Raw genomic sequence first — 23,325 nt, 5'->3', positions numbered from 1 at the left:
ATTAGCTATTTTTAATTTAACTGTTTTTAGATTTTACTTTTTTAAAGCTGACTATTTTTATAGTCAGCTATTTTGCTAATCTGCCATTTTTCTGATTCACGGTTTTTTAGTCTACTATCCTGATGTACTTTTTAAATATATAGGATAGATTGGATTTTAACCAATTTATACCGGCAATATCGCGATTCTCCCAAGCACTCAGCAGGGTTTGTTCATCGAATAAATTTTCGGCTTCATGGGATAATGGCCAATAACTGATATGCCATGGCTCATAAGCGACACCTGTGTCATGACGAGTAAAGGGACGGTAGAAATCATAATGAGACATGTTTTCTGTCAGCCAATGGGTTAATGGCTCAAAGTACCCTCCATTTTCATACTCCCACGGCTCTAGCTGTAATTTTTTACCTTCTGGCAGCAGAAAGGGGTCATAAATATCCAGCTCAGTACCCCAATGATGGCGGCTCGCTCCTGGCAGGGCTGACCAACGGAGAATAGCTTCACAAAGTTCACCTTCACTCATTTTCGAAATATCAAGAGGTTGGCTATTGTCATCTAATACTGGACGCTGACCATGGAATTTCTCATTCCAGATAGTTTGCTGACGCGTAAAATCACGGAACGAACTGGCAGGTTGTAGTTTAAAACCTGCTTTAGTTGCTTCTTTCTGCATGGCAAGAAACGCTTTAGTAGCATTAAACTGCAAACGGTGATTGCCAGTAAGAGTGATTAAATGATCCGTGGACAGACCGGTCAAGATTTCAGGTGTCATCATTTGATTAATTGCTCCATGATACGTTGATAAATCAGGCTCAATTCTTGTAAATCAGACACTTTGACACATTCATTTGTTTTATGGATTGTTGCATTGATTGGCCCTAACTCCACGACTTGTGCTCCCATCTTGGCAATAAAGCGTCCATCTGATGTACCGCCATTGGTTGATAGCTCTGGCTTATATCCATAATAGTGCTCAATGGATTCAACCACAGCATCAACAAGAGCACCCTTGCAAGTCAGGAAAGGTTGACCTGATAGCCACCAATTAAGCTCGTATTTGAGGTGGTGCTTTTTCAGCATATCTTCAACCTGCTGGCGGATCTCGGCATCTGTCAGTTCGGTGCTGAAGCGGAAATTAAATTGAACCCACAATTTACCCGGGATAATGTTATTACTGCCGGTTCCCGCCTGAATATTGGCGATTTGCATGCTGGTAGCAGGGAAAAATTCATTGCCATTATCCCATTTAGTATTGACGAGTTCTTGCAGAAAAGGCACCGCACGATGAATAGGATTATCAGCCAACTGTGGATAGGCGACATGGCCTTGGATACCAAAAATAGTCAGGTTGGCAGTCAGGGATCCCCGACGACCATTTTTGATCATATCGCCAAGGCGTTGCTGGCTGGATGGCTCTCCTACCAGACAGTAATCCAAACGTTCATGGCGAGACATTAACTCTTCAACTACCTTAACTGTACCATTGTCTGCTTTGGCTTCTTCATCGGAGGTGATCAGAAAAGCCAGACGGCCTTGATGCTCAGGATTCTCTGCAACAAAACGTTCGGCAGCAACAACCATTGCAGCCAGAGAGCTTTTCATATCTGCAGCGCCACGGCCATACAACACTCCATCACGAATAGACGCTTCAAAAGGGGGAGTTTGCCATTGCGAGATATCTCCGGCAGGAACGACATCAGTATGTCCAGCAAGAGCAAAAGTGACTCCAGTTCCACGATAAGCCCAGAAATTCAGGGTATCGCCAAAAGGCATTCGTTCTATTGTGAAGCCAATATCTTGCAGGCGCTGGATAAGAAGTTCCTGACAGCCTTGATCATCTGGGCTGACAGAAGGACGATTGATTAACTGTTGAGCAAGGTCGATTACTGGACAAATCATGATAGTATCCTTATCTAGCCATGGGAGAAAAATTGTTCATATTGTTCTGCCTTGAAGCCTAGCAAATACTTCTCTGCTTTTGTCTCCTTGTTTTTTGAATCTTCTGTACTCGAGATCAACAGAGGGCGTTTTATGATTGAAGGTTGCTCCAGCATTAGTGCCTTGGCAGCCTCTGCATTGTTAATGGCTGCTTTTTGTTCGTCAGATAATTTACGCCACGTTGTACCACGGGTATTCAGGAGAGATTCCCAGCCAACTTGGTCAATAAATGATTGAAGCAGTTCAGGGGAGAGGCCATCAACCCGATAATCATGAAATTGATAAGAGATCTCTTGATCTTCTAACCAGCGACGCGCTTTTTTTATGGTATCGCAGTTTTTGATACCGTAGAGAGTGGATATTTTGTGAGAAGTGGCATCTGACATGATGAAAGCCTTGGTTTTGTCTTGTTTAACATATCCGACATAATGCGGGAAATTTAGTATTTTATCCAGACAACGCATTCTTGCGCACACTTTCTATCCACCTTTCTATCCACCTCTCTATCAACTTCTCTGTCCACTTCTTTCCTATCATTTATGTTGTGGATGTTTAAACCATCAATAAAGGCAGATTAACTTCGAGTTAAGTAATAAACTAAATATATAATACCGTCGTGTATTATATTGAAAGTCAATTAAAAACAAATTAATTTATTATTCTTGGTAACTCACAATTTCCCACCGTTAAAGATTAGGGAAATTGTGTTTCATATTGGGGACGTTAAGAGAGAATCTAACGTTAAATGAAATCTGTTTTTCTATGTTTTAGAAAGATGATAGTGGCTTCGAGACGGGAGCGGGATTTAAGTTTTTTCAACAAGTTACGGGTATGAACTTTCACGGTTTCTTCTGAAATAAAAAGAAAATCAGCAATTTCTTTATTTGTCATTCCTTCTGCGATTTCTTTTAAGACGTCTAATTCACGTTTGGTTAATTTTGATAACGGATCAACATAAAGATGACGGGTAGATAAATATTGATGGACTTTTTCACTGAAAACTGCATGACCATCTATGGCTTTTTTTATGTTGTTCAATAGAGGAGTAAGTTCGATATCTTTTAATAAATAACCATTCGCGCCGGCATCAACAGCATCGTAAATATCACTTCTGTGATCTGAATCGGAGAGTACCAGGATATAGGAATCAAGCCCTTTTCGGCGGAGAGACTTAATCGTATCAACACCTGAAAGGCCATTAATTTTCAAATCCATCAAAATAATGTCAGGTTTTATTTGGCAAGCGATATTAATCGCATCTTCACCATTGCCGGTTTCAGCAGTCACAATAAGTTCTCGTTCTAGTTCAATCAACTCTTTTAAGCCGTGACGAATGATTGGATGATCATCGACTATCATGACTGAATGATTATGCATGTTCTTTCTCCCATATAGAAATGCAGATTCTATGTTTGATAAAACATAAAAGACAGGATTCTGCTTTATGTTAAATTGCTGTGTGATTTTTATGGAGTATATTGAATCATCATTAATGAGATTCTGAAAATATATCCTGATATAAAAATAGAAATATCGCAAACAGGTTTAACCATTCGGGTGAAATAAATTCACTTTCATAAGAAAATGTGTTTCCTTAATTGCTTATAATTTTCCAAATAAATTGAGTGAATATTTTATAGATTAAGTTTTGTTTTTGTAAACTTATTTTAAATATTAATTCTTAAATACAACTTTAATTAATTTATCAGGTTATTTATTGGAGATAAAATACCTCTCTATAGGTATCGTTAGGATAAGACCTATATAATATTGATCAACATAAAGCCATTCTTTGTTTGTTTTTTGTGCCTTGATTTTGAAGGTTATGAACAAAATGTTGTTGGCATCATGATTTAACCTTCCGTAACTATTATACTGAGCAAATCTTCACTAAGACATGATGCGTAAAGGATCCGATAATGGATGAAAAATTAAAACAAAGTGCTCTTGATTTTCATGAGTTTCCACAACCTGGAAAAATTACCGTTACACCAACTAAGCCACTGACAACGCAACGTGATTTGGCATTAGCGTACTCACCGGGTGTTGCTGCACCTTGTCTTGAAATAGCAAAAGATCCTTTGGCGGCCTATAAATATACTGCACGTGGCAATCTTGTTGCAGTTATTTCCAACGGTAGTGCTGTTTTAGGGTTGGGGAATATTGGTGCATTGGCCGGTAAACCTGTTATGGAAGGTAAGGGAGTTTTATTCAAAAAATTCTCCGGCATTGATGTTTTTGATATCGAAGTAGATGAATCCAACCCTGATAAATTGATTGATATCATCGCGGCCATGGAACCTACTTTCGGTGGTATCAACCTCGAAGATATCAAGGCACCAGAGTGTTTCTACATTGAGCAGAAACTTCGTGAGCGCATGAAAATTCCTGTATTCCACGATGACCAACATGGTACGGCAATTATCTGTACCGCAGCAGTATTGAATGGATTGCGGGTTGTTGACAAAGATATTGGTAAAGTACGTATGGTTGTATCAGGGGCTGGGGCTGCCTCAATTGCCTGTATGAACCTGCTGGTAGCACTGGGCCTAAAACGTGAAAATATTGTCGTCTGTGACTCAAAAGGGGTTATTTATCGTGGCCGTGAAGAGAACATGGAGAAAACCAAGGCGGATTATGCCATTGAGGATAATGGCAGCCGTACACTGGCAGATGTGATCCCTGATGCTGACATCTTCCTCGGCTGTTCTGGGCCGGGAGTACTGACACAAGACATGGTGAAAACCATGGCAAAAAGTCCTCTGATTATGGCATTGGCCAACCCAGAGCCGGAAATCTTGCCACCACTGGCAAAAGCAGTACGCCCTGATGCAATTATTTGTACTGGTCGTTCTGATTTCCCTAATCAGGTGAATAATGTTCTCTGCTTCCCATTCATCTTCCGTGGTGCATTGGATGTCGGGGCAATAACCATCAATGAAGAAATGAAACTTGCCTGTGTGCGCGCCATTGCTGATCTTGCACTGGCTGAACAAAGTCAGGAAGTTGCTTCTGCCTATGGTGATCAAGACTTGTTCTTTGGCCCGGATTATATTATTCCGAAACCGTTTGATCCTCGCTTGATTGTAAAAATTGCACCGGCTGTAGCGAAAGCGGCAATGGAATCAGGTGTGGCAACCCGGCCTATTACCGATTTCGGAGCATATATTGAGAAACTCAGTGAGTTTGTCTATAAGACCAATCTATTTATGAAACCAATCTTCTCCCAAGCTAAAAAAGAGAAGAAACGTATTGTATTGGCAGAAGGGGAAGATATTCGTGTTCTGCATGCCACGCAAGAACTTGTCTCCCTGGGACTGGCATTCCCTATCCTGATTGGTCGTCCCAGCGTTATTGAAATGCGGATTAAAAAGCAGGGTCTGCATATTGAAGCCGGTAAAGATTTCGAAGTCGTAAACAACGAAAATGACCCGCGTTTCAAAGAATATTGGCAAGAATATTATCAAATGATGAAGCGCAGTGGTGTTTCTCAGGAGCAGGCCCGTCGCGCATTGATTGGTGATCCTACGCTGATAGGTGCAATCATGGTACAGCGTGGTGAAGCTGATGGCCTGATTTGTGGCACGGTTGGCAGCTATAACGAACATTACCAAGTTGTGAAAGATGTCTTTGGTTTCCGTCAAGGGGTACATACCGCAGGTGCCATGAATGCCTTGATGTTGCCAATGGGGAATACTTTTATTGCCGATACTTATGTCAATGAAGATCCAAGCCCAGAAGAGTTAGCTGAAATCACGTTGATGGCGGCTGAAACTGTTCGTCGTTTCGGGATTGAACCTAAAGTCGCTCTATTGTCACGCTCAAGTTTTGGTTCTGTCGATTGTGAATCTGCGCGAAAAATGCGTAAGACACTGGAATTGGTTCAGCAAATGGCACCATCGCTTGAGATTGACGGTGAAATGCACGGTGATGCCGCTCTGATGGAAAGCATTCGCCGTGATATCATGCCGGATAGCTCACTGAAAGGCTCGGCGAATTTGTTGATCATGCCAAATATGGAAGCCGCTCGTATAAGTTATAACTTGCTGCGTGTGACCAGTTCAGATGGCGTAACCGTTGGCCCAGTCCTGATGGGAGTTGCGAAACCTGTTCATATTCTGACACCGATCGCTTCTGTACGCCGTATCGTGAATATGGTGGCATTGGCGGCTGTTGAAGCGCAAACCAACCCTCTCTAAACATCTCTGTCCATTGTCCCAGTTTCGCTGTGAGATCGGGATAAAATTGTGAGCTACCCTGCTAAGTCTATGCTTAACAGGGTATTTTTATTTGTAAATAATTCTCATTATCTATAATATGCGGGCAATTTTTCTTTTGATAATGAATAAGAATGAAAACATCTCCCTGCATAAAATCGACTTTTTTAGCCTGTTCTCTGTTCCTTGGTGGTTGTGCTGTAGCACCAAATGATGCTCAGAATACCTCTCAAGTAGCACTTCAAGTCCTTCCCGGCGAATTAATGCAATCCGGTGCGGTACTTGATATGAAAACAGGGAAGGCGATAACACCTGATGAACTGCTTAAGCAATTGGCAACCTATCCTCGTATTGTTGTTGGTGAAAAACATGACAATCCTTACCATCACCAAATAGAGTTATGGTTAGTTCAACAGCTAGGGCAGAAACGTCCTCATGGTTCTGTATTATTAGAAATGATTAACCCAAACCAGCAAGAAAAAGTGAATAAAGTGAAAAGCTGGTTGCAGGGTAATCCGATTGTCAGGAGTGAACGAGTCCAGAACTTATTGGCATGGAATCAGGGGTGGCCGTGGAAATGGTATGGCGATTTGGTTATGGAACTGATGAGAGCGCCTTACCCATTGTTAGCGGCAAACTTGGATCGCGGTGAAATCGATCAAGCGTACAAGAATCACAGGGCTGGAGATAGAACTTCACTGGTTTCTGATGATGTTAAAAAACGCATTGATGAAACCATCAAAAATTCTCATGGTGGAAATATAGATGAACTACATCTTTCTGCTATGAGCAAAATTCAACAGATGCGTGATCAGCGGATGGCAGAACAATTGATTAAAGCACCATCACCTGCTTTGCTATTTGCAGGGGGATATCACGCGGTAAAAGCGATGGGTGTTCCTCAGCATGTGAAAAAATTAGCGCCAAATGAAAAAGTGGTCGTATTTGTTATTGCGGAAGAAGGGGTTTCATTAAATAACGAATATGCCGATTTCGTCTGGTTTACGCCAAAAGTGAGCGAAAATGTAACCAAATAACGGTAAGTGTCACAAGGATGTGAATTATTAATAAATAAAAATAGTTTTCATTTATATATTGAATTGATTATCATTCATGTCAATTTATTATTGACATAATGTGCTATAGAGATGTTGACGTACACCACGTATCAAAATGCTCACACTAGTCATGTGACAAAATCCTTTCTCGTTGCGATCACACTTCATGTCTTGTTCGTAGGATGGCTGATCTACAAACCCAAGGATGTGGATATCGAGGAACTTCTTCCTCCGCCAGCGGTAATGGTGGAACTGTCAGCGCAGACAGAAGCAATACATACAATCCCAAAACAGCCAATTGGCATTGAGCAGCAGCTATCTGTCGCCAGTAAGCAGCAGGAAAGCAAAGTTGACGAAATTAACATGCCAAAATTGGATATAAATGAAAATGCTCTGCTTTTGGTGGATAAGCAGAAGAAAAAGAAGAAAAAACAAGATGCTCCGAAGAAAACACAGCCTGTTAAGCGAGTGAAAGCAGAAGAGCAAGAAATTGAAAAATCCCGCAGTAGTTCAGCCCCAACGACAAGTAGTGCGACAGCGAATAACGTGACGGTTCGTACCGCTGCATCCTATGAAAGTAACTCTGATGCCATTGTTGATGCCAAAGCGGTTTGGCAGGCAGAGGTTACCGGACACTTGAATCGTTATAAAAAATATCCAGAAGATGCTCAGAGAAGAAAACGGACAGGACGTCCAATGGTGAAATTTACGGTTAACCAATTGGGAGTAGTGCTTGACAGTGAATTAACTCGACGTTCAGGAACTAACTCACTAGACAGGGAAGCAAGGATGGTGCTGGAAAGGTCACAGCCTTTACCTAAGCCGCCCGACGTCATTTTAACTAATGGCAGGATCACGGTTGAACTACCGATAGATTTTTATTTATCTCAATAAAAATACAGGATTGATGGCATGTCACAGAATAAAAAAAAGATAGCGTGCGGTAAAGTTATGCGCGGTAATAGAGTGATGCTTGGTTTTTTGCTCGGTGGTAGTTTGTTCGGTTATAGTCTGTTCGGTTATAGTTTGTCCGGTCAAAGTCCTGCTACTACCGCAATGGAGGAAAATATGGTGCCACCTATGATCACAAAACAGCCGCATACAATGGAAACCCATGGAGATGTCCGTGTTGATAACTATTATTGGCTACGAGATGATAATCGTCAGGATAAAAACGTTATTGATTACTTAACGGCTGAGAATCAATATACCGAGCAGATGCTGAAATCGGGTCAGGAATTGCGTGAGACCCTTTATAAAGAAATGGCTGATAGAATGAGTAAAGAAGATCAGTCAGTTCCTTATACCTATAATGGGTATATTTATCGTACCGTTTATGAGGCAGGAAAAGATTTCCCTATCTATCAGCGCAAGTTAGCCGATAATTCAACTGATTGGCAGGTAATGGTTGACGGTAACGAGCGGGCAAAGGGCCATAAGTTTTATCAACTGGGTGGATTTGCGGTTACCTTGGATAACAAACGTTTCGCCGTAGCGGAAGATACCCAAGGGCGTCGTAACTACAAAATCTCATTTAAAAATTTCAATGATGCCAACTGGCAGAATAATGTCATAGAAAATACTTCCGGCAATATTTTGTGGGCAAATGATGGCGAGACGCTGTTTTATGTGCACAGAGATCCACAAACGTTGCTGCCTTATCAGTTATTCCGTCATCAATATGGAACTGATAGCAAGCAGGATCAAAAGATCTATCAAGAAGAAGATGAGCGTTTCTATCTGTCGATTTCGGAAAGTACCTCGCTTAATTACATTTTGATTTCGAGTTCTAGTTATTCGAGTTCAGAGTATCGATTGATTGATGCCAACAACCCACAATCAGAACCGCAGGTTTTTTCTGCTCGTGAAGCGGGGCGTGAATATGATTTAGACCACTTCCGTGGGCAATTCTACATTCGTTCTAATCATGAAAGCCCATTGTTTGGTCTGTATCGGGCAGACGCCATTAATAAACCGTGGGAAACCGTGATTGCCCCACAGGAAAATACGGATCTGGAAAATTTTGAGTTGTTCGACAATTGGCTGGTTGTGCAGGAACGTACAAAAGGATTGTCATCAATTCGCCAGATTGATTGGAAAACCAAGCAGGAAAAGCGTGTTCAATTCGATGATCCGGCCTATATGGCATCATTGAGCTATAACCCTGAGCCAAATACCCATTTCTTGCGCTATAGCTATTCATCCATGACAACACCAAGTTCAGTATTCCAATGGAATATGCAAACGGGTGAGCGTGAATTGTTAAAACAACAGGAAGTCAAAGGGTTCAACAAAGAAAACTATGAAAGCCAGCGTATTTGGGTAAAAGCCCGTGATGGCGTAGAAGTCCCTGTTTCTCTGGTATACCGTAAGTCCCTGTTCAAACAAGGTGAAAATCCGATCTTGATTTATGGTTATGGTTCTTATGGCATCAGCATGGACCCTTATTTTAGTTCAGCTCTGCTGAGTTTGTTAGATCGTGGTTTTGTGTATGCATTGGTGCATGTGCGCGGTGGTGGCGATTTAGGCAAGAACTGGTATCTGCAAGGTAAAATCGAGAACAAGATGAACAGCTTCCACGATTTTATTGATGCAACCAAGGCCCTGATTGCTGATGGTTATGGTGATAGCAAACGCGTTTATGCTGAAGGTGGCAGTGCAGGCGGTTTATTAATGGGAACGGTTATTAACCAGGCTCCAGAATTATACCGCGGCGTAATTGCAAAAGTGCCTTTTGTGGATGCTTTGACAACCATGCTCGATGCATCCATTCCATTGACAACGGGTGAATATGAGGAGTGGGGTAATCCAAATAACAAAGAAGATTACTTCCGTATTAAATCTTACAGCCCTTATGACAATATTAAACATCAACGTTATCCTCATTTGTTGGTTACAACAGGTTTGCATGATTCTCAAGTGCAATATTGGGAGCCGGCAAAATGGGTAGCGAAATTAAGAGAAATGAAACAAGGCGATAGTCTGTTATTATTAGAGACTAATATGAATACTGGTCATGGTGGTAAAACCGGACGTTTTAATCGTCTGAATGACATTGCTTTTGATTATAGTTTCTTATTAATGTTAGATGACGCTAAAACATATTTTCCAGAATTAAAAGACTAATAAAAAATATATAGTTATTACCTATAGCACTGATAATTTTTTTATCGGTGTTGTAGGTGTTTTATACGCAAATTTGCGAAGCAATGTGAGCAGCAATAAATATTTTTTAATTTAGGGTAATAATAATGAAAACTGTGGCAAAAATAGCTGGAGCCAGCGCAATGCTGATAGGGCTTCAAGGGATCGCCTATGCTGAAAATACAAATGACAATAAAAAAGAAAAAGTCATACGGTTCAGCAGCCTGAAAGTTTCAGGTGCTCAGGATAATAATAATGCTCCTCAGATTGAAGCAATGGAAAAACCGGGGGCTTATAGTTCTGTGGGTGAAGATAATAAATTAGAATCTGTAGATAGCGTATTGCGTAGCTTACCGGGTACTTATACTCAAATGGATGCGAGTCAGGGGCAAGGGATTGTCAGTGTTAATATCCGTGGCTTAAGTGGTTTTGGTCGCGTTAATATGATGGTGGATGGCGTTAGCCAGACATTTTATGGTACGGCGCCGAATGAATTTGGGCATGGACAACAGCCCTATAACCAATTTGGTGCTTTGATTGATCCTAACTTCATTGTAAGAGTAGATATTGCTCGTGGTCAATCTGATGATTCTGATTCCGTCAATGCCTTGATTGGAAGTGCCAATTTCCGCACTATCGGTATCGACGATGTTGTATTCGAGGGTAATAATCTGGGAGTTCGTAGTAAATGGGCATATGGTAATAATGGTGTTGGCCGAAGTGGCATGATGGCTTTTGCAGGAAAAACACAGGCATTTAGTCCAGAAGGCTCTTTGGGTGCCTTATTCGCTGTCAGTGGACACAATATTGAAGCTCACTATAGAAATGCTGATGGTATCAGTAGTGAAAAATTTGGTACTAGCAACACATTCAAACAAAAACCAAATTCTCAATTGATGAAACTAAATATTAAACCCAATGAATTTTATGATTTGGAACTAAGTAGTCGCCTTTACCATAATAAATTTAATCGTCGTCATATTGATAATTATGATTATTATTTAAAATATCACTATACGCCATTTACTGAATTGGTTGATACCAAAGTTATGCTTAGTATCAGCAATGGTCAGCAGAGTTTTCAAAGTAAGTCAATGGGGGTATTGGATAAGAGTGAAGCAAAAAGTAGATCCGATTCTATCAATATCAGCAATACCAGTCGGTTCAATTATGGTGACACTGATTTTGCATTTACTCTGGGTAGCAAATGGATGCGAACTGAATATCGTAAAAAAATAGATACAAGTTCGGAGAATGTAAAAACAGATAGTGATATACAGGAAAACAATGCCTTTGCTCCAAGTGGTAAGCAAGATATTGCCAGTATTTATAGTAGATTAAAAATAGAACGTGGTATTTATGCCGCTGATCTGGGATTAAATTATCAGGATTATAGTGTCAAAGGATTAAAACCAGCCTGTGACAAACGTGTAGATTGTTTCCCACAAGGGGAGGCACAATTAAACCTAAAAGAACGTGGATTTAATCCATCTATATTATTATCGGCAGAAATTATTCCTGAATTTCAACCGTTTGTAAGTTACACTCATTCAATGCGAGCACCTAATGCTCAGGAAATCTTTCATTCCAATGATGGTGGTACTTCTATTAATCCATTCCTGAAAGGAGAGAAAGCGGATACCTATCAAATTGGATTTAATAGCTATCGTCCGAATTTAATTGTAGATGGAGATACATTTCGCCTAAAAGCAACGTTATTCCATACCAAAATTAAGAATCATATTAGTAGCTATCAATATATGCTTTGTACTGGGAGGAAATTTTGTAAATTGGATGGTTCCTTAACTGCTGAAGAGAACAAGGCACTTGTCCCAGATGTTACGGCATATGTATATACTAATAGTTTGACACCAGTAACTATGAAAGGTTTTGAACTTTCTGCGAATTATGATGCGGGTATTTTTTATAGTTCATTAGCGTATAGCCAGCAAAAAACGCAACAACCAACATCATTGGCAACATATTATTTTGGCGGAAGTCCAGAATCTCAATTACCAGAACGTTATTTGACATTGGATACAGGCATTCGTTTATTGGATGAAAAACTTCGGATAGGTGCTATCGCCAAATATACTGGACAATCTTACCATCAAAGTCCTTCTGATGAACGAGATGATGATAATAGAATCATCATGGAAAAATCAGATAAAATTCCAACAGTTATTGATCTGTACAGTGATTATCAGATTAATAAAAATGTATTAATTAAGTTTTCTGTGCAAAATCTAACTAATAGAAATTATGCTGATGCATTAAATCGTATGAATTCTTCTGTAAAAATGACGGAAGATGATGTTACAACCCAAACTGCCCGCGGCCGAACTTACGTTATGGGAGCCGAAATTCGCTTCTGATTTTCTAATGGAAAATAGAGCTTAAATCGCCATATAAAAATAGCGGTGAAGATTCACCGCTATTTTGTGAAATCTATTTTAATTTCTTTCTCTTGCTTACTTTTGTGACCTGTGTCACCTGACTCTCAACCCAGCCATCCTGCAACCGTGTTTTCAGCATATCACCAGTTTTTACCTGCTTAACCTGTTTTAGCAGTTTTCCGTCAGATACTTCACTAATACTGTAACCACGACTCAACGTTGCCAGCGGGCTGACAGCCTCCATGCGTGAACAGGAAACGGCAAATTTTTCCCGATAACGTCCTAGCTGTCGTTCAATCGCCTGTTTTAAACGAAAATCAAATTGTTGGATAGATTGACTGTAACGTTGAATCTTCCGCTCAGGATGGATTTGTAACAACCGCCGATTTAACTTCTCATATGAAATTGAGTTCTGCTTTAAACAATGTAAAAAGCTATCAGTCAATTTTTGTCGTAATTCAGCTAAGTGATTTTGCTGACGTGCCAAACGCAAATCAGGACGTTGTTGCTGGAGACGATGTTGTAATACATTAAACATCTGTTGTTTTTGGGCAAAGAAATAATCCATCGCCATTTCCAGACGTTGTTGCAGAGATTGAATTTGCCGCAATAATTCAATCTGGTTACGGCTAACCAATTCTGCCGACGCAGAAGGCGTTGGTGCGCGTAAATCAGCGACAAAATCTGCAATTGTCACATCAGTTTCATGCCCGACAGCGCTAACAATGGGAATACGGCTTTGGAATATTGCTCGTGCAACGCGCTCATCATTGAAACACCATAAATCTTCCAGCGATCCTCCGCCACGTCCGACAATCAGGACATCACACTCTTGCCGTGCATTTGCTAATTCGATCGCCCGAATAATCTGCAATGGTGCTTCGGTTCCCTGAACAGCGGTGGGATAAATAACAATTGGCAAGGAAGGATCACGGCGTTTCAGGATATTCAGAATATCGTGCAGTGCTGCGCCACTGGCGGAAGTAATGACACCGAGTCGTTTGGCAGGAGAGGGCAGCGGTTTCTTATGAATTTGATCAAACAAGCCTTCTGCGATGAGTTTTTGCTTCAACACTTCAAATTGCTGTTGCAGCAAGCCATCTCCGGCAGGTTGAATACTTTCCACAACCAGCTGATAGTCACCACGGGGTTCATACAGTGTAATCTGCGCCCGAACCAATACCTGCTGACCATTTTGTGGGCGAAACGTTGCCCTCAGATTGTGACTTCGAAACATGGCGGCACGAATTTGTGCTCTTTCATCTTTTAATGTGAAATACCAATGCCCTGACGATGGCTGAGAAAAATTGGACATTTCGGCGGATAACCAAATTCTGCCCATTTCCAGCTCCAATAGCTGACGAACAGTCTGATTCAGACGGCTAACAGAAAAAATACTGGTATTGGTTGGTAGTGACATGTGAGCCAGATCAAATTTTAAAACAAGGACTTAATTGACCGATATTAATCTCATTGCATTACTAATCAAGAATTTTTTTCAAAAAATGCTGGAGGCAACCGATTTCGGCCTGTATAATGCCGCGGCAATATTTTATCCCTCTTATTGCTCCATAGCCTGGTGAGATATTGCCCATGTTACGAATTAAAAAAGAAGCATTAACTTTTGACGATGTATTATTAGTTCCTGCCCACTCAACAGTCTTGCCTAACACAGCAGATCTGTCCACTCAATTAACTTCCACCATTCGCCTAAACGTACCTATGCTTTCCGCAGCTATGGATACTGTGACGGAATCCTCACTGGCAATCGCACTGGCACAGGAAGGGGGCGTTGGCTTCATTCATAAAAATATGTCGATTGAACGTCAGGCTGAAGAAGTCAGCCGCGTGAAGAAGCACGAAAGCGGTGTCGTGACCGATCCTGTTACTGTAACGCCACAGACGACTCTGCGTGAAGTCCATGAACTGACGAAACGTAATGGTTTTGCAGGTTACCCAGTGGTAACAGAAGCGAACGAATTGGTGGGTATTATCACTGGCCGTGATGTACGTTTTGTTACTGATTTGGATCAGCCTGTGACTGCGGTAATGACACCTAAAGAGCGGCTGGTGACGGTAAAAGAAGGCGAAGCCCGGGAAGTTGTTTTGCAGAAAATGCACGAGCAGCGTGTTGAGAAAGCACTGGTTGTTGATGACAGCTTCCATCTGCTTGGCATGATTACGGTGAAAGATTTCCAGAAAGCAGAGCGTAAACCAAACGCATGTAAAGACGAACAAGGCCGTCTGCGTGTTGGTGCTGCGGTTGGTGCAGGTGCTGGCAACGAAGAACGTGTTGATGCATTGGTTGCTGCGGGTGTAGATGTATTGCTGATTGATTCTTCCCATGGTCATTCTGAAGGTGTTTTGCAGCGTATTCGTGAGACTCGCGCTAAATACCCTGATCTGCAAATCATCGGTGGTAACGTAGCGACGGGTGAAGGTGCCAAGGCGCTGATGGAAGCAGGTGTGAACGCAGTTAAAGTGGGTATCGGTCCTGGTTCTATTTGTACGACCCGTATCGTTACCGGTGTTGGTGTTCCTCAAATCACTGCCATTGCAGATGCGGTTGAAGCACTGGAAGGGACTGGCATCCCTGTTATTGCGGATGGTGGCATCCGTTTCTCTGGTGACATCGCCAAAGCGATTGCCGCAGGTGCATCATGTGTGATGGTTGGTTCCATGCTCGCAGGAACAGAAGAATCTCCGGGTGAAATCGAACTTTATCAAGGTCGTTCATTCAAATCTTACCGCGGTATGGGTTCTTTGGGCGCGATGTCCAAAGGTTCTTCTGATCGTTACTTCCAGACTGATAATGCGGCTGACAAACTGGTTCCTGAAGGTATCGAAGGTCGTGTGGCTTACAAGGGCCTGCTGAAAAGCATTGTTCACCAGCAAATGGGTGGTTTGCGTTCCTGTATGGGGCTGACTGGTTGTGCAACTATTGATGAACTGAGAACTAAAGCAGAATTCGTTCGTATCAGTGGTGCAGGTATTCAGGAAAGCCACGTTCATGACGTGACGATCACCAAAGAATCACCAAACTATCGTTTAGGTCTGTAATTTATTTAGAGTGGCCCATAATTGGGCCACTGACTTTTTTATTTTTTAATTGCCACTTGTTTTTGGAACTCACCTCAAATGACAACTAATATCCATCAGCATCGCATTCTGATCCTTGATTTTGGTTCGCAATATACTCAGCTTATTGCTCGCCGTATTCGTGAACTTGGTGTTTATTGTGAACTTTGGACATGGAGTGTCACTGAAGAGCAAATCCGTGAATTTAATCCAAATGGTATTATCCTTTCTGGTGGACCAGAAAGCACGACTGAGCACAATAGCCCACGTGCGCCGGAATATGTTTTCAATGCGGGTATACCAGTGCTGGGTATCTGCTATGGCATGCAAACCATGTCTACGCAATTGGGTGGTCAAGTTTCTAACTCTTATGAGCGTGAATTTGGTTATGCGCAGGTTGAAATCAAGAATGATTGTGAACTGTTCCGCGATATTCAAGATGCTCTGAGCGAAGCCGGCAAGCCGTTGCTGGATGTATGGATGAGTCATGGTGATAAAGTGACGGCTATTCCGGCTGATTTCACAACCGTTGCCAGCACGGATACTTGTCCGTTTGCTATCATGGCTAACGATGCAAAACGTTTTTATGGTGTACAATTCCACCCAGAAGTGACTCATACTCATCAAGGCTTGAATATTCTGAAACGCTTCGTATTGGACATTTGTCAATGTGAAGCACTGTGGACACCTGCTTCTATCATCGACGATATCGTAGAACGTCTGCGTGTGCAGATTGGTGATGATCACGTTATTCTGGCATTGTCTGGCGGTGTGGATTCTTCCGTCACTGCACTGTTGTTGAATCGTGCGATTGGTAAGCGTTTGACTTGCGTTTTCGTAGATAATGGTCTGCTGCGTTTGAACGAAGCGGATCAAGTGATGGAGATGTTTGCAGGTAAATTTGACCTTAATATCATCCATGTTAAAGCGGAAGATCGCTTCCTGTCTGCACTGGCAGGAATTGATGATCCAGAAGCTAAACGTAAAGCTATTGGTCACGCCTTTATTGATGTATTTGATGAAGAAGCCTCGAAACAAACTCAGGTTAAGTGGCTGGCACAGGGTACGATTTACCCAGACGTTATCGAATCTGCAGCATCTGCAACTGGTAATGCTCATGTTATAAAATCTCACCACAATGTAGGTGGCTTGCCAGAAGATATGAAACTGGGTCTGGTTGAACCGCTGAAAGAGTTGTTCAAAGACGAAGTTCGCCGTATCGGTTTAGAACTGGGCCTGCCGTATGACATGCTGTATCGCCATCCATTCCCAGGCCCGGGCCTCGGTGTTCGCGTATTGGGTGAAGTGAAGAAAGAGTATTGTGACTTGCTGCGCCGCGCTGATGCTATCTTTATTGAAGAACTGCATAAAGCGGATCTATACCATAAAGTCAGCCAGGCATTTACTGTATTCCTGCCGGTTCGTTCTGTTGGTGTTATGGGCGATGGTCGTAAATATGATTGGGTTGTGTCTCTGCGTGCGGTAGAAACTATCGACTTTATGACCGCTCATTGGGCGCATTTGCCATATGATTTCTTGGGTCGTGTATCGAACAGGATTATTAATGAAGTGGATGGTATTTCGCGGGTAGTCTATGACATTAGTGGTAAACCACCAGCGACAATTGAGTGGGAATGATTTTCTAATTAAGACCCTGATTTCAGGGTCTTTTACTTCCCATTGAACTTGTATGGCGATGGTCGGATAAGAATTGAATATCTTGTTCTTTGATTAAAGCTTTTGATTGAAATTATCAGTATGTGGAATCACACTCTTTACTTAACAAAAGCAAAGAGTGTGATTCCTTTCACGCTTTATGCTCGAATAGGGCAAAATTAGGAAATATTCCTAGTTCAACTAAGACCATGGCTCAAGCCAATCTTTCTCCAGTTTTTTAAACTGTCCAGTAATAACCATACCTATAAAAAATTATATCCACAAAAACTATATCTACGAAAACTTTCGCTTTCTTGCGATTTGCCTTTTTATTTTCACCTGCTTCAAAAAGGCTTTTTCTCGTGATCACCTAAGGATTTAAAATGCTTAAGATTTTAGAACAAATTCGTAAGCCAACACTGGATCTTCCAGTGGAAGTACGCCGCAAAATGTGGTTCAAACCCTTTATACAGTCGTATTTGGTGGTTTTTATCGGTTATATGGCTATGTATTTGGTACGTAAAAACTTCAACATAGCCCAAAACGATATGATCTCGACTTATGGTCTATCGATGACGCAGTTAGGGTTGATAGGGTTAGGTTTTTCTATTACTTACGGTATTGGTAAGACTGTCGTTGCTTACTATGCGGATGGCAAAAACACCAAACAATTCCTGCCATTTATGCTGATCTTATCTGGCCTTGCCATGCTAGGGTTTAGTATGAGTATGGGAGGTTCCAGCATCAGTGTTTTCCTGATGGTAGCATTTTATGCATTGAGCGGCTTTTTCCAAAGTATAGGTGGGCCTGCCAGCTACTCTACTATTACGAAATGGACTCCCCGTAATAAGCGTGGAACCTATCTGGGTTTGTGGAATATGTCGCATAATGTAGGTGGCGCCGCTGCGGCTGGTGTTGCTCTCTTTGGTGCTTACTATTTCTTTAATGGTCATGTGATAGGGATGTTTATTTTTCCTTCTATTATCGCGTTGATCATTGGCTTCATTGGATTACGTTATGGTAGTGATTCTCCAGAAAGTTACGGTTTAGGTAAGGTAGAAGAGTTATTTGGTGAAGCCGTCAGCGAAGAAGATGTCGCCGCGGAAGAAAATCAAATGACCAAACGTGAGATTTTTGTTGAATATGTATTAAAAAATAAAGTTATTTGGCTACTTTGTTTTGCCAATATCTTCCTTTACATCGTGCGCATTGGTATCGACCAGTGGTCAACGGTGTATGCGTATCAGGTATTGGGGCAGTCAAAAGAAACTGCCATCACAGGTTTTACCATGTTCGAAATAGGGGCGTTGGTAGGTACGTTAATGTGGGGATATCTGTCAGATTTGGCAAATGGTCGCCGTGCTCTGATTGCCTGTGTTTCGTTAAGTTTGATTATTGTTTGTCTTGAATTCTATCAACACGCAACCAGTGAATACATGTATTTGGGATCTTTGTTTGTACTTGGGTTCTTGGTATTTGGCCCACAATTGTTGATTGGTGTGGCTGCTGTTGGTTTTGTACCAAAAAAAGCAATCAGTGTGGCAGATGGCGTCAAAGGAACTTTTGCCTATTTAATCGGTGACAGCTTTGCCAAGCTTGGTTTGGGGATGATTGCTGATGGCGTGCCTATTTTTGGTTTGACTGGCTGGAAAGGAACGTTTGTTGCCCTTGATACTTCAGCATTTATATGTCTCAGCTTGCTTGCTTGTGTAGCTATTGCGGAAGAGCGAAAAATTCGAAAAACGAAGAAAGTACATTAAGCCATACTAAAAAGCATATTGATGCTGCTGTATATCCACAGCAGCATCTTTTCATCACTTTTTACCCTGATGTTCCATCTTTCTATTTATCGCAAGCCATTGTCTATTGTGAAGCTATACCAATAAGAGTAGTTTAGCCCGATTCTTAATTCGATAATAAATAATGATGATTAAAGTAGCATTAGTTGATGATCATGTTGTTGTGCGTTCGGGGTTTGCTCAATTGCTGAATTTAGAACCCGATATTGAAGTTGTGGGTGAGTTCAGTTCATGTGCTGAAGCCAGGCAAGGGTTACCAGGGTCGGGTGCAACAGTTTGCATTCTTGATATTTCGATGAAAGATGAAAGTGGATTATCTCTACTGAAAGATCTCCCCTCAGGCATTAACTGCATTATGCTGAGTGTTCATGATTCTGCCACTATGGTGGAAAATGCCTTGAAAGCGGGTGCGCGTGGTTATCTCAGTAAACGTTGCAGCCCAGATGAGTTGGTTCAAGCTGTGCGTACTACAGCCAATAATGGTTGCTATCTTACCCCAGACATTGTACTTAATTTAACGTCATCAAAGAGCAATCCGGCTTCATTAGAACACCTGACTAACAGAGAACGACAAGTTGGGGAGATGTTGGCTAGTGGTATGGATGTTAAAGCTGTAGCGGCTGAATTAGGGTTAAGCCATAAAACAGTACATGTCCATCGAGCCAATGCGATGAGTAAATTAGGGGTAACGAATAACGTTGGTTTAGCGAATTATTTTGCCACTAGTGATCTCTAATGCGTCGATATGCTATAGGATTTACTAGTTATAAAAATCAATAGATTACAGATTTTAGGGGTGCTATTGGGGTGCCATAATAACAGCACCCGGTGGCTCTTGAGGGGGTTTGTGAGATTATTTTCTTTTAAACTGTATCCTCTCCAGTTCTTTTGAGGCCTGCTCTCTTTGCTTATCAATGTATGTGGCAAGATCATTCACATGAACTATTCTTGGTGATTTTTGGCTGTCATTTAACTTATATGTAGGGATGTCCAATTTTCCTTCGTTTGCTTTACGCTCGGCTGTGCCGGGACTCATCTTGAAATACCTTTCTGCTATGTTTGAGAGCGGAATTTGTGAGGTCCCAAACTCCGCCATTAATAGAAACACTGTATTCATTTTCACTTTTCCCCTCCTTTCTGATACCCGTTCTCCAAAACTATTTTAGCCACTCCCGCAGGTGTTACCCTGTCACTCCATGTCGCATCAAAAATAAGGTTGTTCAGCTCCGTACTGAGAATATCCTCCAAATTTTTTGGCCTTTCGGAGTAGGGCACCTCATCGGGCACACCGTCCATTATGTCGATAATGAGTTCAGCGATTTCCTTTTCTCCCCGTGCTGGCTTCCGGTATCCTGCCTGCCATATTGCGTCTGTGATATCAGCAGGATCACCCCAGACCGAAGCGATTATTTGGGTGAGGTGGAATGAGTTATTGGTCACTTAATGGCCTCCTTGTATTCGATTACTGCCTTAAGGTTCTTCATTTCGACAATCTCAAAATAAAGCCTCATTATGGTTCTCCAAGACGGCCTGTACTTGAGGTTCTGAGTAACGCCGTTTAATTCATAGAGGTAACCAAAGGCGTAAAAACGATTATTTGTCCAAACCCTATATTTATTATTGCCATCCACAAAGGTAACTGCGTGCGAGTCAAATTCTCTAACCTTGCAGTTATCAAGCAGGTAGTTGAGCTTCTTATCCCATTCAGCCAAATATTTGCGCTGGTACATAAAGAACACTTTGTTCATTAACAATCTGAGCATCACAGAGAATTTACTCATGACCGTACCCCGTGAGTAAACAGGCTTCCAGTTCGTAAACGAGATTCATCAATTCAGATTTTTTCTTCCACTCGGTCTGTAAGGTATTCAGGCGTTGTTCGATTTGCTCCAACTCCTTTTTCAGTACGGTACTTCTGGGAACTGTCAGGAAATTGCTAGGTTCAATCGCCTGCTTCTGCTCACCTGCCTTCCTCAATAACCACTCTGTCCACTCACGTCCATCATCAATGTGACCGGGCAACCCAATTTCATTCTGTGCGTTATCGATGCTGAACATTATTTTTTTCCTCGCTTTACACTTTTGTTATTCTTCACGGGCGTTATCTTCACCTCTGCCACTTTGGGTGCGGGCGGCAGAGGAGGGCAGATGCCCTCGTGAATGTAAAAATTACGTCTCATGCGGTGGATATGCCGCTTGGTGTGATCCCTGCCGTCGTCGATATGGACTACCGTTCTGACCAGTTCGTCGTTAATGTCCACCCTCTGGCGGTGCTTATTTGTCACTGTTTGCCTCCCTGCAATTACACTCGACATGGCATGACAACAAACTGAGGGTTGCCATAACGCTGATTGATGTTGTCGCTAAACTTCATCAAGCAGCTATCTGTCATGCCGGAGGGATACATGGAAACGGTGATGAACCCTGAATCAGCCTTAAACATTTCGTAGGGGTAGGCCAAGTACTCCGCTTGAAAGTGGGGAATAGCATTTTCCACCTTCTTTGGGATCACACGGTCTAAGTTAGGGAAGCGACCATCCAGCATCGATAAAACGGTAAATCCCACTCTCATTCCGGTAATATCCCTGTGTACGGCATAAGGCTCTTTGGTAAAATGCAGTTCCGTTGTGTCTGCTTTCTTGGGGATCTTCCCGTGAAACTGAACGATAGCTTTACGGCGCGTGTTTACCCCATGCTCCAACCGTAAAGCCACAGCGCCGTCTGTGGCTTCCAGATATTTCGGGATGATATGCACCCCACACAGGTAATAACGTGGGTCATTCTTCGCCACACAGACCAGTGCGGCACGTAACAAGTTAGAATTAATAATCATCGTTTGTCCTCCCATCCAATAACCTGAAAGATCCCCATTTTGGGATGTGACCAGCGGGTGCCGCGCTTCTCTGCTTCGCTCATCATCAAACGGAACGCGCTCATGAAATCTTCCTTGAATACAATTTTCATGGGGCGGGGTTGTCCATCCGGCGTCATGATGGTGACGGTATCTGTAGGAACGTTGTACTGTTCAGCCAAAGTGCGGCATTTGGGATTGGTTAACCCTGATTCGGTCGTAGCCAGGGAAAACCCAATCCAACCGGCGGGAATGGTTCCGCGCTTGATTTGCTCGACCGTTTCCTGAACCTGTTCAACCCTCTCATCAATATGGTTGATTTGACGCTGTTGTTGGGCTGTGTGGCTGGCGATCCTGGCAATCATTTCAAGTTCGCTCAGTGCAGTTTGAGGTTTGCGGAAATAATTACTGACCAGTTCACGCTGAACCTGCCACGCAACATCATCATTGAACGGCTTGGTTAACATGAGATAACCAGACTCAAAAAGCACAATCCCGTTGGGGGCGAACTTGGAAAACAGGCCATCTGGTAGGTCGGTACGTATATCGTCCTGACTTAAAACTTGATAATCCACGCCTTGTACAAAGCGGTGGTTGTTCCTATTGAATGCAGCCTTTGCCGTTCCTTCTGGTCGTGCGTGAACCTGATCAATCATTGAAAATGTCACAACACGTTGCCCTTGGTATTCCACGACAGGCATTTGGGTTTTATTGATGGTGATTACTTCGTTCATTATTTCGCTTCCTTAATTTCAATCTTCATTCTTTTTGCTAAACGCCGCATCGCTCTATTTAGTGGTACTCTTTTTCTTTTCGCCATTACCATCCCTCCCGAATAGTTATTCTTGCTTTCCGAGCGCAGCGAAAATTATTCTTGGTGCATTCCTGTTCTTGTTTTTTGTTATGGGATAATAAGAGAGCCTCACCCCATTTATTGGCAGCACGGCGAAATAAGCCTTTTAGTTCTAAACTTTGTGATAATTCTTTTGCCTGTTCATATGTGGTCATTACTCACCACCTGTTTATTTATGTGTTTCTTCAATGCTGCTGCCATTTGTCGGTTTTCTTTCTGAGTTTTCATTGCTTCGCTATAGCTGTTATGTAAGGAATGCCTTTTTTCGTTATGCTCCTGACGATATTCAGACCATAATTGAGTATTAAGGCTGGTGGCTACTTCTTTGGCCTTCC

Annotated in this window: 22 protein-coding genes; 9 read left to right on the top strand and 13 right to left on the bottom strand. The window is 42.1% G+C overall.

The window, feature by feature from the left end; all coding sequences use genetic code 11:
• Window positions 1-106 precede the first annotated feature (106 nt).
• The 4 genes from PSI23_RS16820 to PSI23_RS16805 all read right to left on the bottom strand — a co-directional run bounded on the left by PSI23_RS16820 (window position 107) and on the right by PSI23_RS16805 (window position 3,315).
• Complete coding sequence (locus PSI23_RS16820; protein ID WP_273556168.1) at window positions 107-775, bottom strand: M15 family metallopeptidase; 669 nt, start codon at window positions 773-775, stop codon at window positions 107-109.
• Entirely contained in the window at window positions 772-1,899 is a 1,128-nt protein-coding gene (gene dapE / locus PSI23_RS16815; RefSeq protein ID WP_273556167.1) for a succinyl-diaminopimelate desuccinylase, read from the bottom strand. Before dapE ends, PSI23_RS16820 begins: the two co-directional genes overlap by 4 nt.
• A gap of 14 nt (window positions 1,900-1,913) precedes the next feature.
• Window positions 1,914-2,324, bottom strand: a complete 411-nt coding sequence (locus tag PSI23_RS16810) for an ArsC family reductase (RefSeq protein WP_273556166.1) — start codon at window positions 2,322-2,324, stop codon at window positions 1,914-1,916.
• A gap of 355 nt (window positions 2,325-2,679) precedes the next feature.
• Window positions 2,680-3,315, bottom strand: a complete 636-nt coding sequence (locus PSI23_RS16805) for a response regulator (RefSeq protein WP_273556165.1) — start codon at window positions 3,313-3,315, stop codon at window positions 2,680-2,682.
• 542 nt (window positions 3,316-3,857) lie between these two features.
• On the opposite strand from PSI23_RS16805, the gene maeB reads away from it, so the two are divergent.
• From maeB to PSI23_RS16780, 5 genes are all read left to right on the top strand, one after another.
• A complete protein-coding gene (gene maeB / locus PSI23_RS16800; RefSeq protein ID WP_273556164.1) occupies window positions 3,858-6,137 on the top strand; it encodes an NADP-dependent oxaloacetate-decarboxylating malate dehydrogenase in 2,280 nt (759 codons plus the stop codon).
• Between the two features lie 152 nt (window positions 6,138-6,289).
• A complete protein-coding gene (locus tag PSI23_RS16795; RefSeq protein WP_273556163.1) occupies window positions 6,290-7,192 on the top strand; it encodes a ChaN family lipoprotein in 903 nt (300 codons plus the stop codon).
• A gap of 111 nt (window positions 7,193-7,303) precedes the next feature.
• Complete coding sequence (locus tag PSI23_RS16790; protein WP_273556162.1) at window positions 7,304-8,107, top strand: energy transducer TonB family protein; 804 nt, start codon at window positions 7,304-7,306, stop codon at window positions 8,105-8,107.
• Between the two features lie 162 nt (window positions 8,108-8,269).
• A complete protein-coding gene (locus PSI23_RS16785) occupies window positions 8,270-10,339 on the top strand; it encodes a S9 family peptidase (RefSeq protein ID WP_273556178.1) in 2,070 nt (689 codons plus the stop codon).
• 125 nt (window positions 10,340-10,464) lie between these two features.
• A complete protein-coding gene (locus PSI23_RS16780) occupies window positions 10,465-12,732 on the top strand; it encodes a TonB-dependent receptor domain-containing protein (RefSeq protein WP_273556161.1) in 2,268 nt (755 codons plus the stop codon).
• Window positions 12,733-12,805: 73 nt separating this feature from the next.
• On the opposite strand, the gene xseA is transcribed toward PSI23_RS16780, so the two are convergent.
• Window positions 12,806-14,173, bottom strand: coding sequence for an exodeoxyribonuclease VII large subunit (xseA, locus tag PSI23_RS16775; protein WP_273556160.1), 1,368 nt, complete (start codon window positions 14,171-14,173; stop codon window positions 12,806-12,808).
• 173 nt (window positions 14,174-14,346) lie between these two features.
• On the opposite strand from xseA, the gene guaB reads away from it, so the two are divergent.
• The 4 genes from guaB (at window position 14,347) to uhpA (ending at window position 20,022) form a co-directional block, all read left to right on the top strand.
• Window positions 14,347-15,813, top strand: coding sequence for an IMP dehydrogenase (guaB, locus tag PSI23_RS16770; protein WP_273556159.1), 1,467 nt, complete (start codon window positions 14,347-14,349; stop codon window positions 15,811-15,813).
• A 78-nt stretch (window positions 15,814-15,891) separates the two neighbouring features.
• Window positions 15,892-17,469 carry a glutamine-hydrolyzing GMP synthase gene (gene guaA / locus PSI23_RS16765; RefSeq protein WP_273556158.1) on the top strand — a complete coding sequence of 526 codons (1,578 nt, stop codon included), beginning with the start codon at window positions 15,892-15,894 and terminating at the stop codon, window positions 17,467-17,469.
• Between the two features lie 401 nt (window positions 17,470-17,870).
• Complete coding sequence (gene uhpT, locus PSI23_RS16760) at window positions 17,871-19,247, top strand: hexose-6-phosphate:phosphate antiporter UhpT (protein ID WP_273556157.1); 1,377 nt, start codon at window positions 17,871-17,873, stop codon at window positions 19,245-19,247.
• Between the two features lie 166 nt (window positions 19,248-19,413).
• On the top strand, window positions 19,414-20,022 hold the full coding sequence (gene uhpA, locus PSI23_RS16755; protein WP_273556177.1) for a response regulator transcription factor UhpA: 609 nt from the start codon (window positions 19,414-19,416) through the stop codon (window positions 20,020-20,022).
• Between the two features lie 117 nt (window positions 20,023-20,139).
• On the opposite strand, the gene PSI23_RS16750 is transcribed toward uhpA, so the two are convergent.
• From PSI23_RS16750 to PSI23_RS16715, 8 genes are all read right to left on the bottom strand, one after another.
• Window positions 20,140-20,403, bottom strand: a complete 264-nt coding sequence (locus tag PSI23_RS16750; RefSeq protein ID WP_273556176.1) for a pyocin activator PrtN family protein — start codon at window positions 20,401-20,403, stop codon at window positions 20,140-20,142.
• Window positions 20,404-20,405: 2 nt separating this feature from the next.
• Window positions 20,406-20,726, bottom strand: a complete 321-nt coding sequence (locus PSI23_RS16745; protein ID WP_273556156.1) for a hypothetical protein — start codon at window positions 20,724-20,726, stop codon at window positions 20,406-20,408.
• Window positions 20,723-21,067: a hypothetical protein gene (locus PSI23_RS16740; RefSeq protein WP_273556155.1), complete on the bottom strand. Its 345-nt coding sequence runs from the start codon at window positions 21,065-21,067 to the stop codon at window positions 20,723-20,725. The genes PSI23_RS16745 and PSI23_RS16740 overlap by 4 nt, the downstream gene beginning before the upstream one ends.
• On the bottom strand, window positions 21,060-21,344 hold the full coding sequence (locus PSI23_RS16735) for a hypothetical protein (RefSeq protein WP_273556154.1): 285 nt from the start codon (window positions 21,342-21,344) through the stop codon (window positions 21,060-21,062). The genes PSI23_RS16740 and PSI23_RS16735 overlap by 8 nt, the downstream gene beginning before the upstream one ends.
• A 244-nt stretch (window positions 21,345-21,588) precedes the next feature.
• Window positions 21,589-22,119 carry a beta clamp domain-containing protein gene (locus tag PSI23_RS16730; protein ID WP_273556153.1) on the bottom strand — a complete coding sequence of 177 codons (531 nt, stop codon included), beginning with the start codon at window positions 22,117-22,119 and terminating at the stop codon, window positions 21,589-21,591.
• A complete protein-coding gene (locus PSI23_RS16725) occupies window positions 22,116-22,871 on the bottom strand; it encodes an ORF6N domain-containing protein (RefSeq protein WP_273556152.1) in 756 nt (251 codons plus the stop codon). Before PSI23_RS16725 ends, PSI23_RS16730 begins: the two co-directional genes overlap by 4 nt.
• 85 nt (window positions 22,872-22,956) lie before the next feature.
• Window positions 22,957-23,145 (bottom strand): PerC family transcriptional regulator, encoded by a 189-nt coding sequence (locus PSI23_RS16720; protein ID WP_273556151.1) that lies wholly within the window; start codon window positions 23,143-23,145, stop codon window positions 22,957-22,959.
• Window positions 23,132-23,325, bottom strand: a 194-nt coding sequence (locus tag PSI23_RS16715; protein ID WP_273556150.1) for a hypothetical protein, incomplete at its 5' end; no start/stop codon positions are given. The genes PSI23_RS16715 and PSI23_RS16720, both read right to left, overlap by 14 nt.

It is taken from the genome of Xenorhabdus yunnanensis, from assembly GCF_028598805.1.
GTDB lineage: Bacteria > Pseudomonadota > Gammaproteobacteria > Enterobacterales > Enterobacteriaceae > Xenorhabdus > Xenorhabdus yunnanensis.
The sequence above is the reverse complement of the archived record's forward strand: the minus strand, read 5'-3'. Positions and strand labels throughout refer to the sequence as shown.

What these genes read in the sequence shown, in the direction of transcription:
- PSI23_RS16820 (WP_273556168.1), bottom strand. Translation starts at nt 775, where the DNA reads ATGATGACACCTGAAATCTTGACCGGTCTGTCCACGGATCATTTAATC.
- dapE (WP_273556167.1), bottom strand. Translation starts at nt 1,899, where the DNA reads ATGATTTGTCCAGTAATCGACCTTGCTCAACAGTTAATCAATCGTCCT.
- PSI23_RS16810 (WP_273556166.1), bottom strand. Translation starts at nt 2,324, where the DNA reads ATGTCAGATGCCACTTCTCACAAAATATCCACTCTCTACGGTATCAAA.
- PSI23_RS16805 (WP_273556165.1), bottom strand. Translation starts at nt 3,315, where the DNA reads ATGCATAATCATTCAGTCATGATAGTCGATGATCATCCAATCATTCGT.
- maeB (WP_273556164.1), top strand. Translation starts at nt 3,858, where the DNA reads ATGGATGAAAAATTAAAACAAAGTGCTCTTGATTTTCATGAGTTTCCA.
- PSI23_RS16795 (WP_273556163.1), top strand. Translation starts at nt 6,290, where the DNA reads ATGAAAACATCTCCCTGCATAAAATCGACTTTTTTAGCCTGTTCTCTG.
- PSI23_RS16790 (WP_273556162.1), top strand. Translation starts at nt 7,304, where the DNA reads ATGTTGACGTACACCACGTATCAAAATGCTCACACTAGTCATGTGACA.
- PSI23_RS16785 (WP_273556178.1), top strand. Translation starts at nt 8,270, where the DNA reads ATGGAGGAAAATATGGTGCCACCTATGATCACAAAACAGCCGCATACA.
- PSI23_RS16780 (WP_273556161.1), top strand. Translation starts at nt 10,465, where the DNA reads ATGAAAACTGTGGCAAAAATAGCTGGAGCCAGCGCAATGCTGATAGGG.
- xseA (WP_273556160.1), bottom strand. Translation starts at nt 14,173, where the DNA reads ATGTCACTACCAACCAATACCAGTATTTTTTCTGTTAGCCGTCTGAAT.
- guaB (WP_273556159.1), top strand. Translation starts at nt 14,347, where the DNA reads ATGTTACGAATTAAAAAAGAAGCATTAACTTTTGACGATGTATTATTA.
- guaA (WP_273556158.1), top strand. Translation starts at nt 15,892, where the DNA reads ATGACAACTAATATCCATCAGCATCGCATTCTGATCCTTGATTTTGGT.
- uhpT (WP_273556157.1), top strand. Translation starts at nt 17,871, where the DNA reads ATGCTTAAGATTTTAGAACAAATTCGTAAGCCAACACTGGATCTTCCA.
- uhpA (WP_273556177.1), top strand. Translation starts at nt 19,414, where the DNA reads ATGATTAAAGTAGCATTAGTTGATGATCATGTTGTTGTGCGTTCGGGG.
- PSI23_RS16750 (WP_273556176.1), bottom strand. Translation starts at nt 20,403, where the DNA reads ATGAATACAGTGTTTCTATTAATGGCGGAGTTTGGGACCTCACAAATT.
- PSI23_RS16740 (WP_273556155.1), bottom strand. Translation starts at nt 21,067, where the DNA reads ATGAGTAAATTCTCTGTGATGCTCAGATTGTTAATGAACAAAGTGTTC.
- PSI23_RS16735 (WP_273556154.1), bottom strand. Translation starts at nt 21,344, where the DNA reads ATGTTCAGCATCGATAACGCACAGAATGAAATTGGGTTGCCCGGTCAC.
- PSI23_RS16730 (WP_273556153.1), bottom strand. Translation starts at nt 22,119, where the DNA reads ATGATTATTAATTCTAACTTGTTACGTGCCGCACTGGTCTGTGTGGCG.
- PSI23_RS16725 (WP_273556152.1), bottom strand. Translation starts at nt 22,871, where the DNA reads ATGAACGAAGTAATCACCATCAATAAAACCCAAATGCCTGTCGTGGAA.
- PSI23_RS16720 (WP_273556151.1), bottom strand. Translation starts at nt 23,145, where the DNA reads ATGACCACATATGAACAGGCAAAAGAATTATCACAAAGTTTAGAACTA.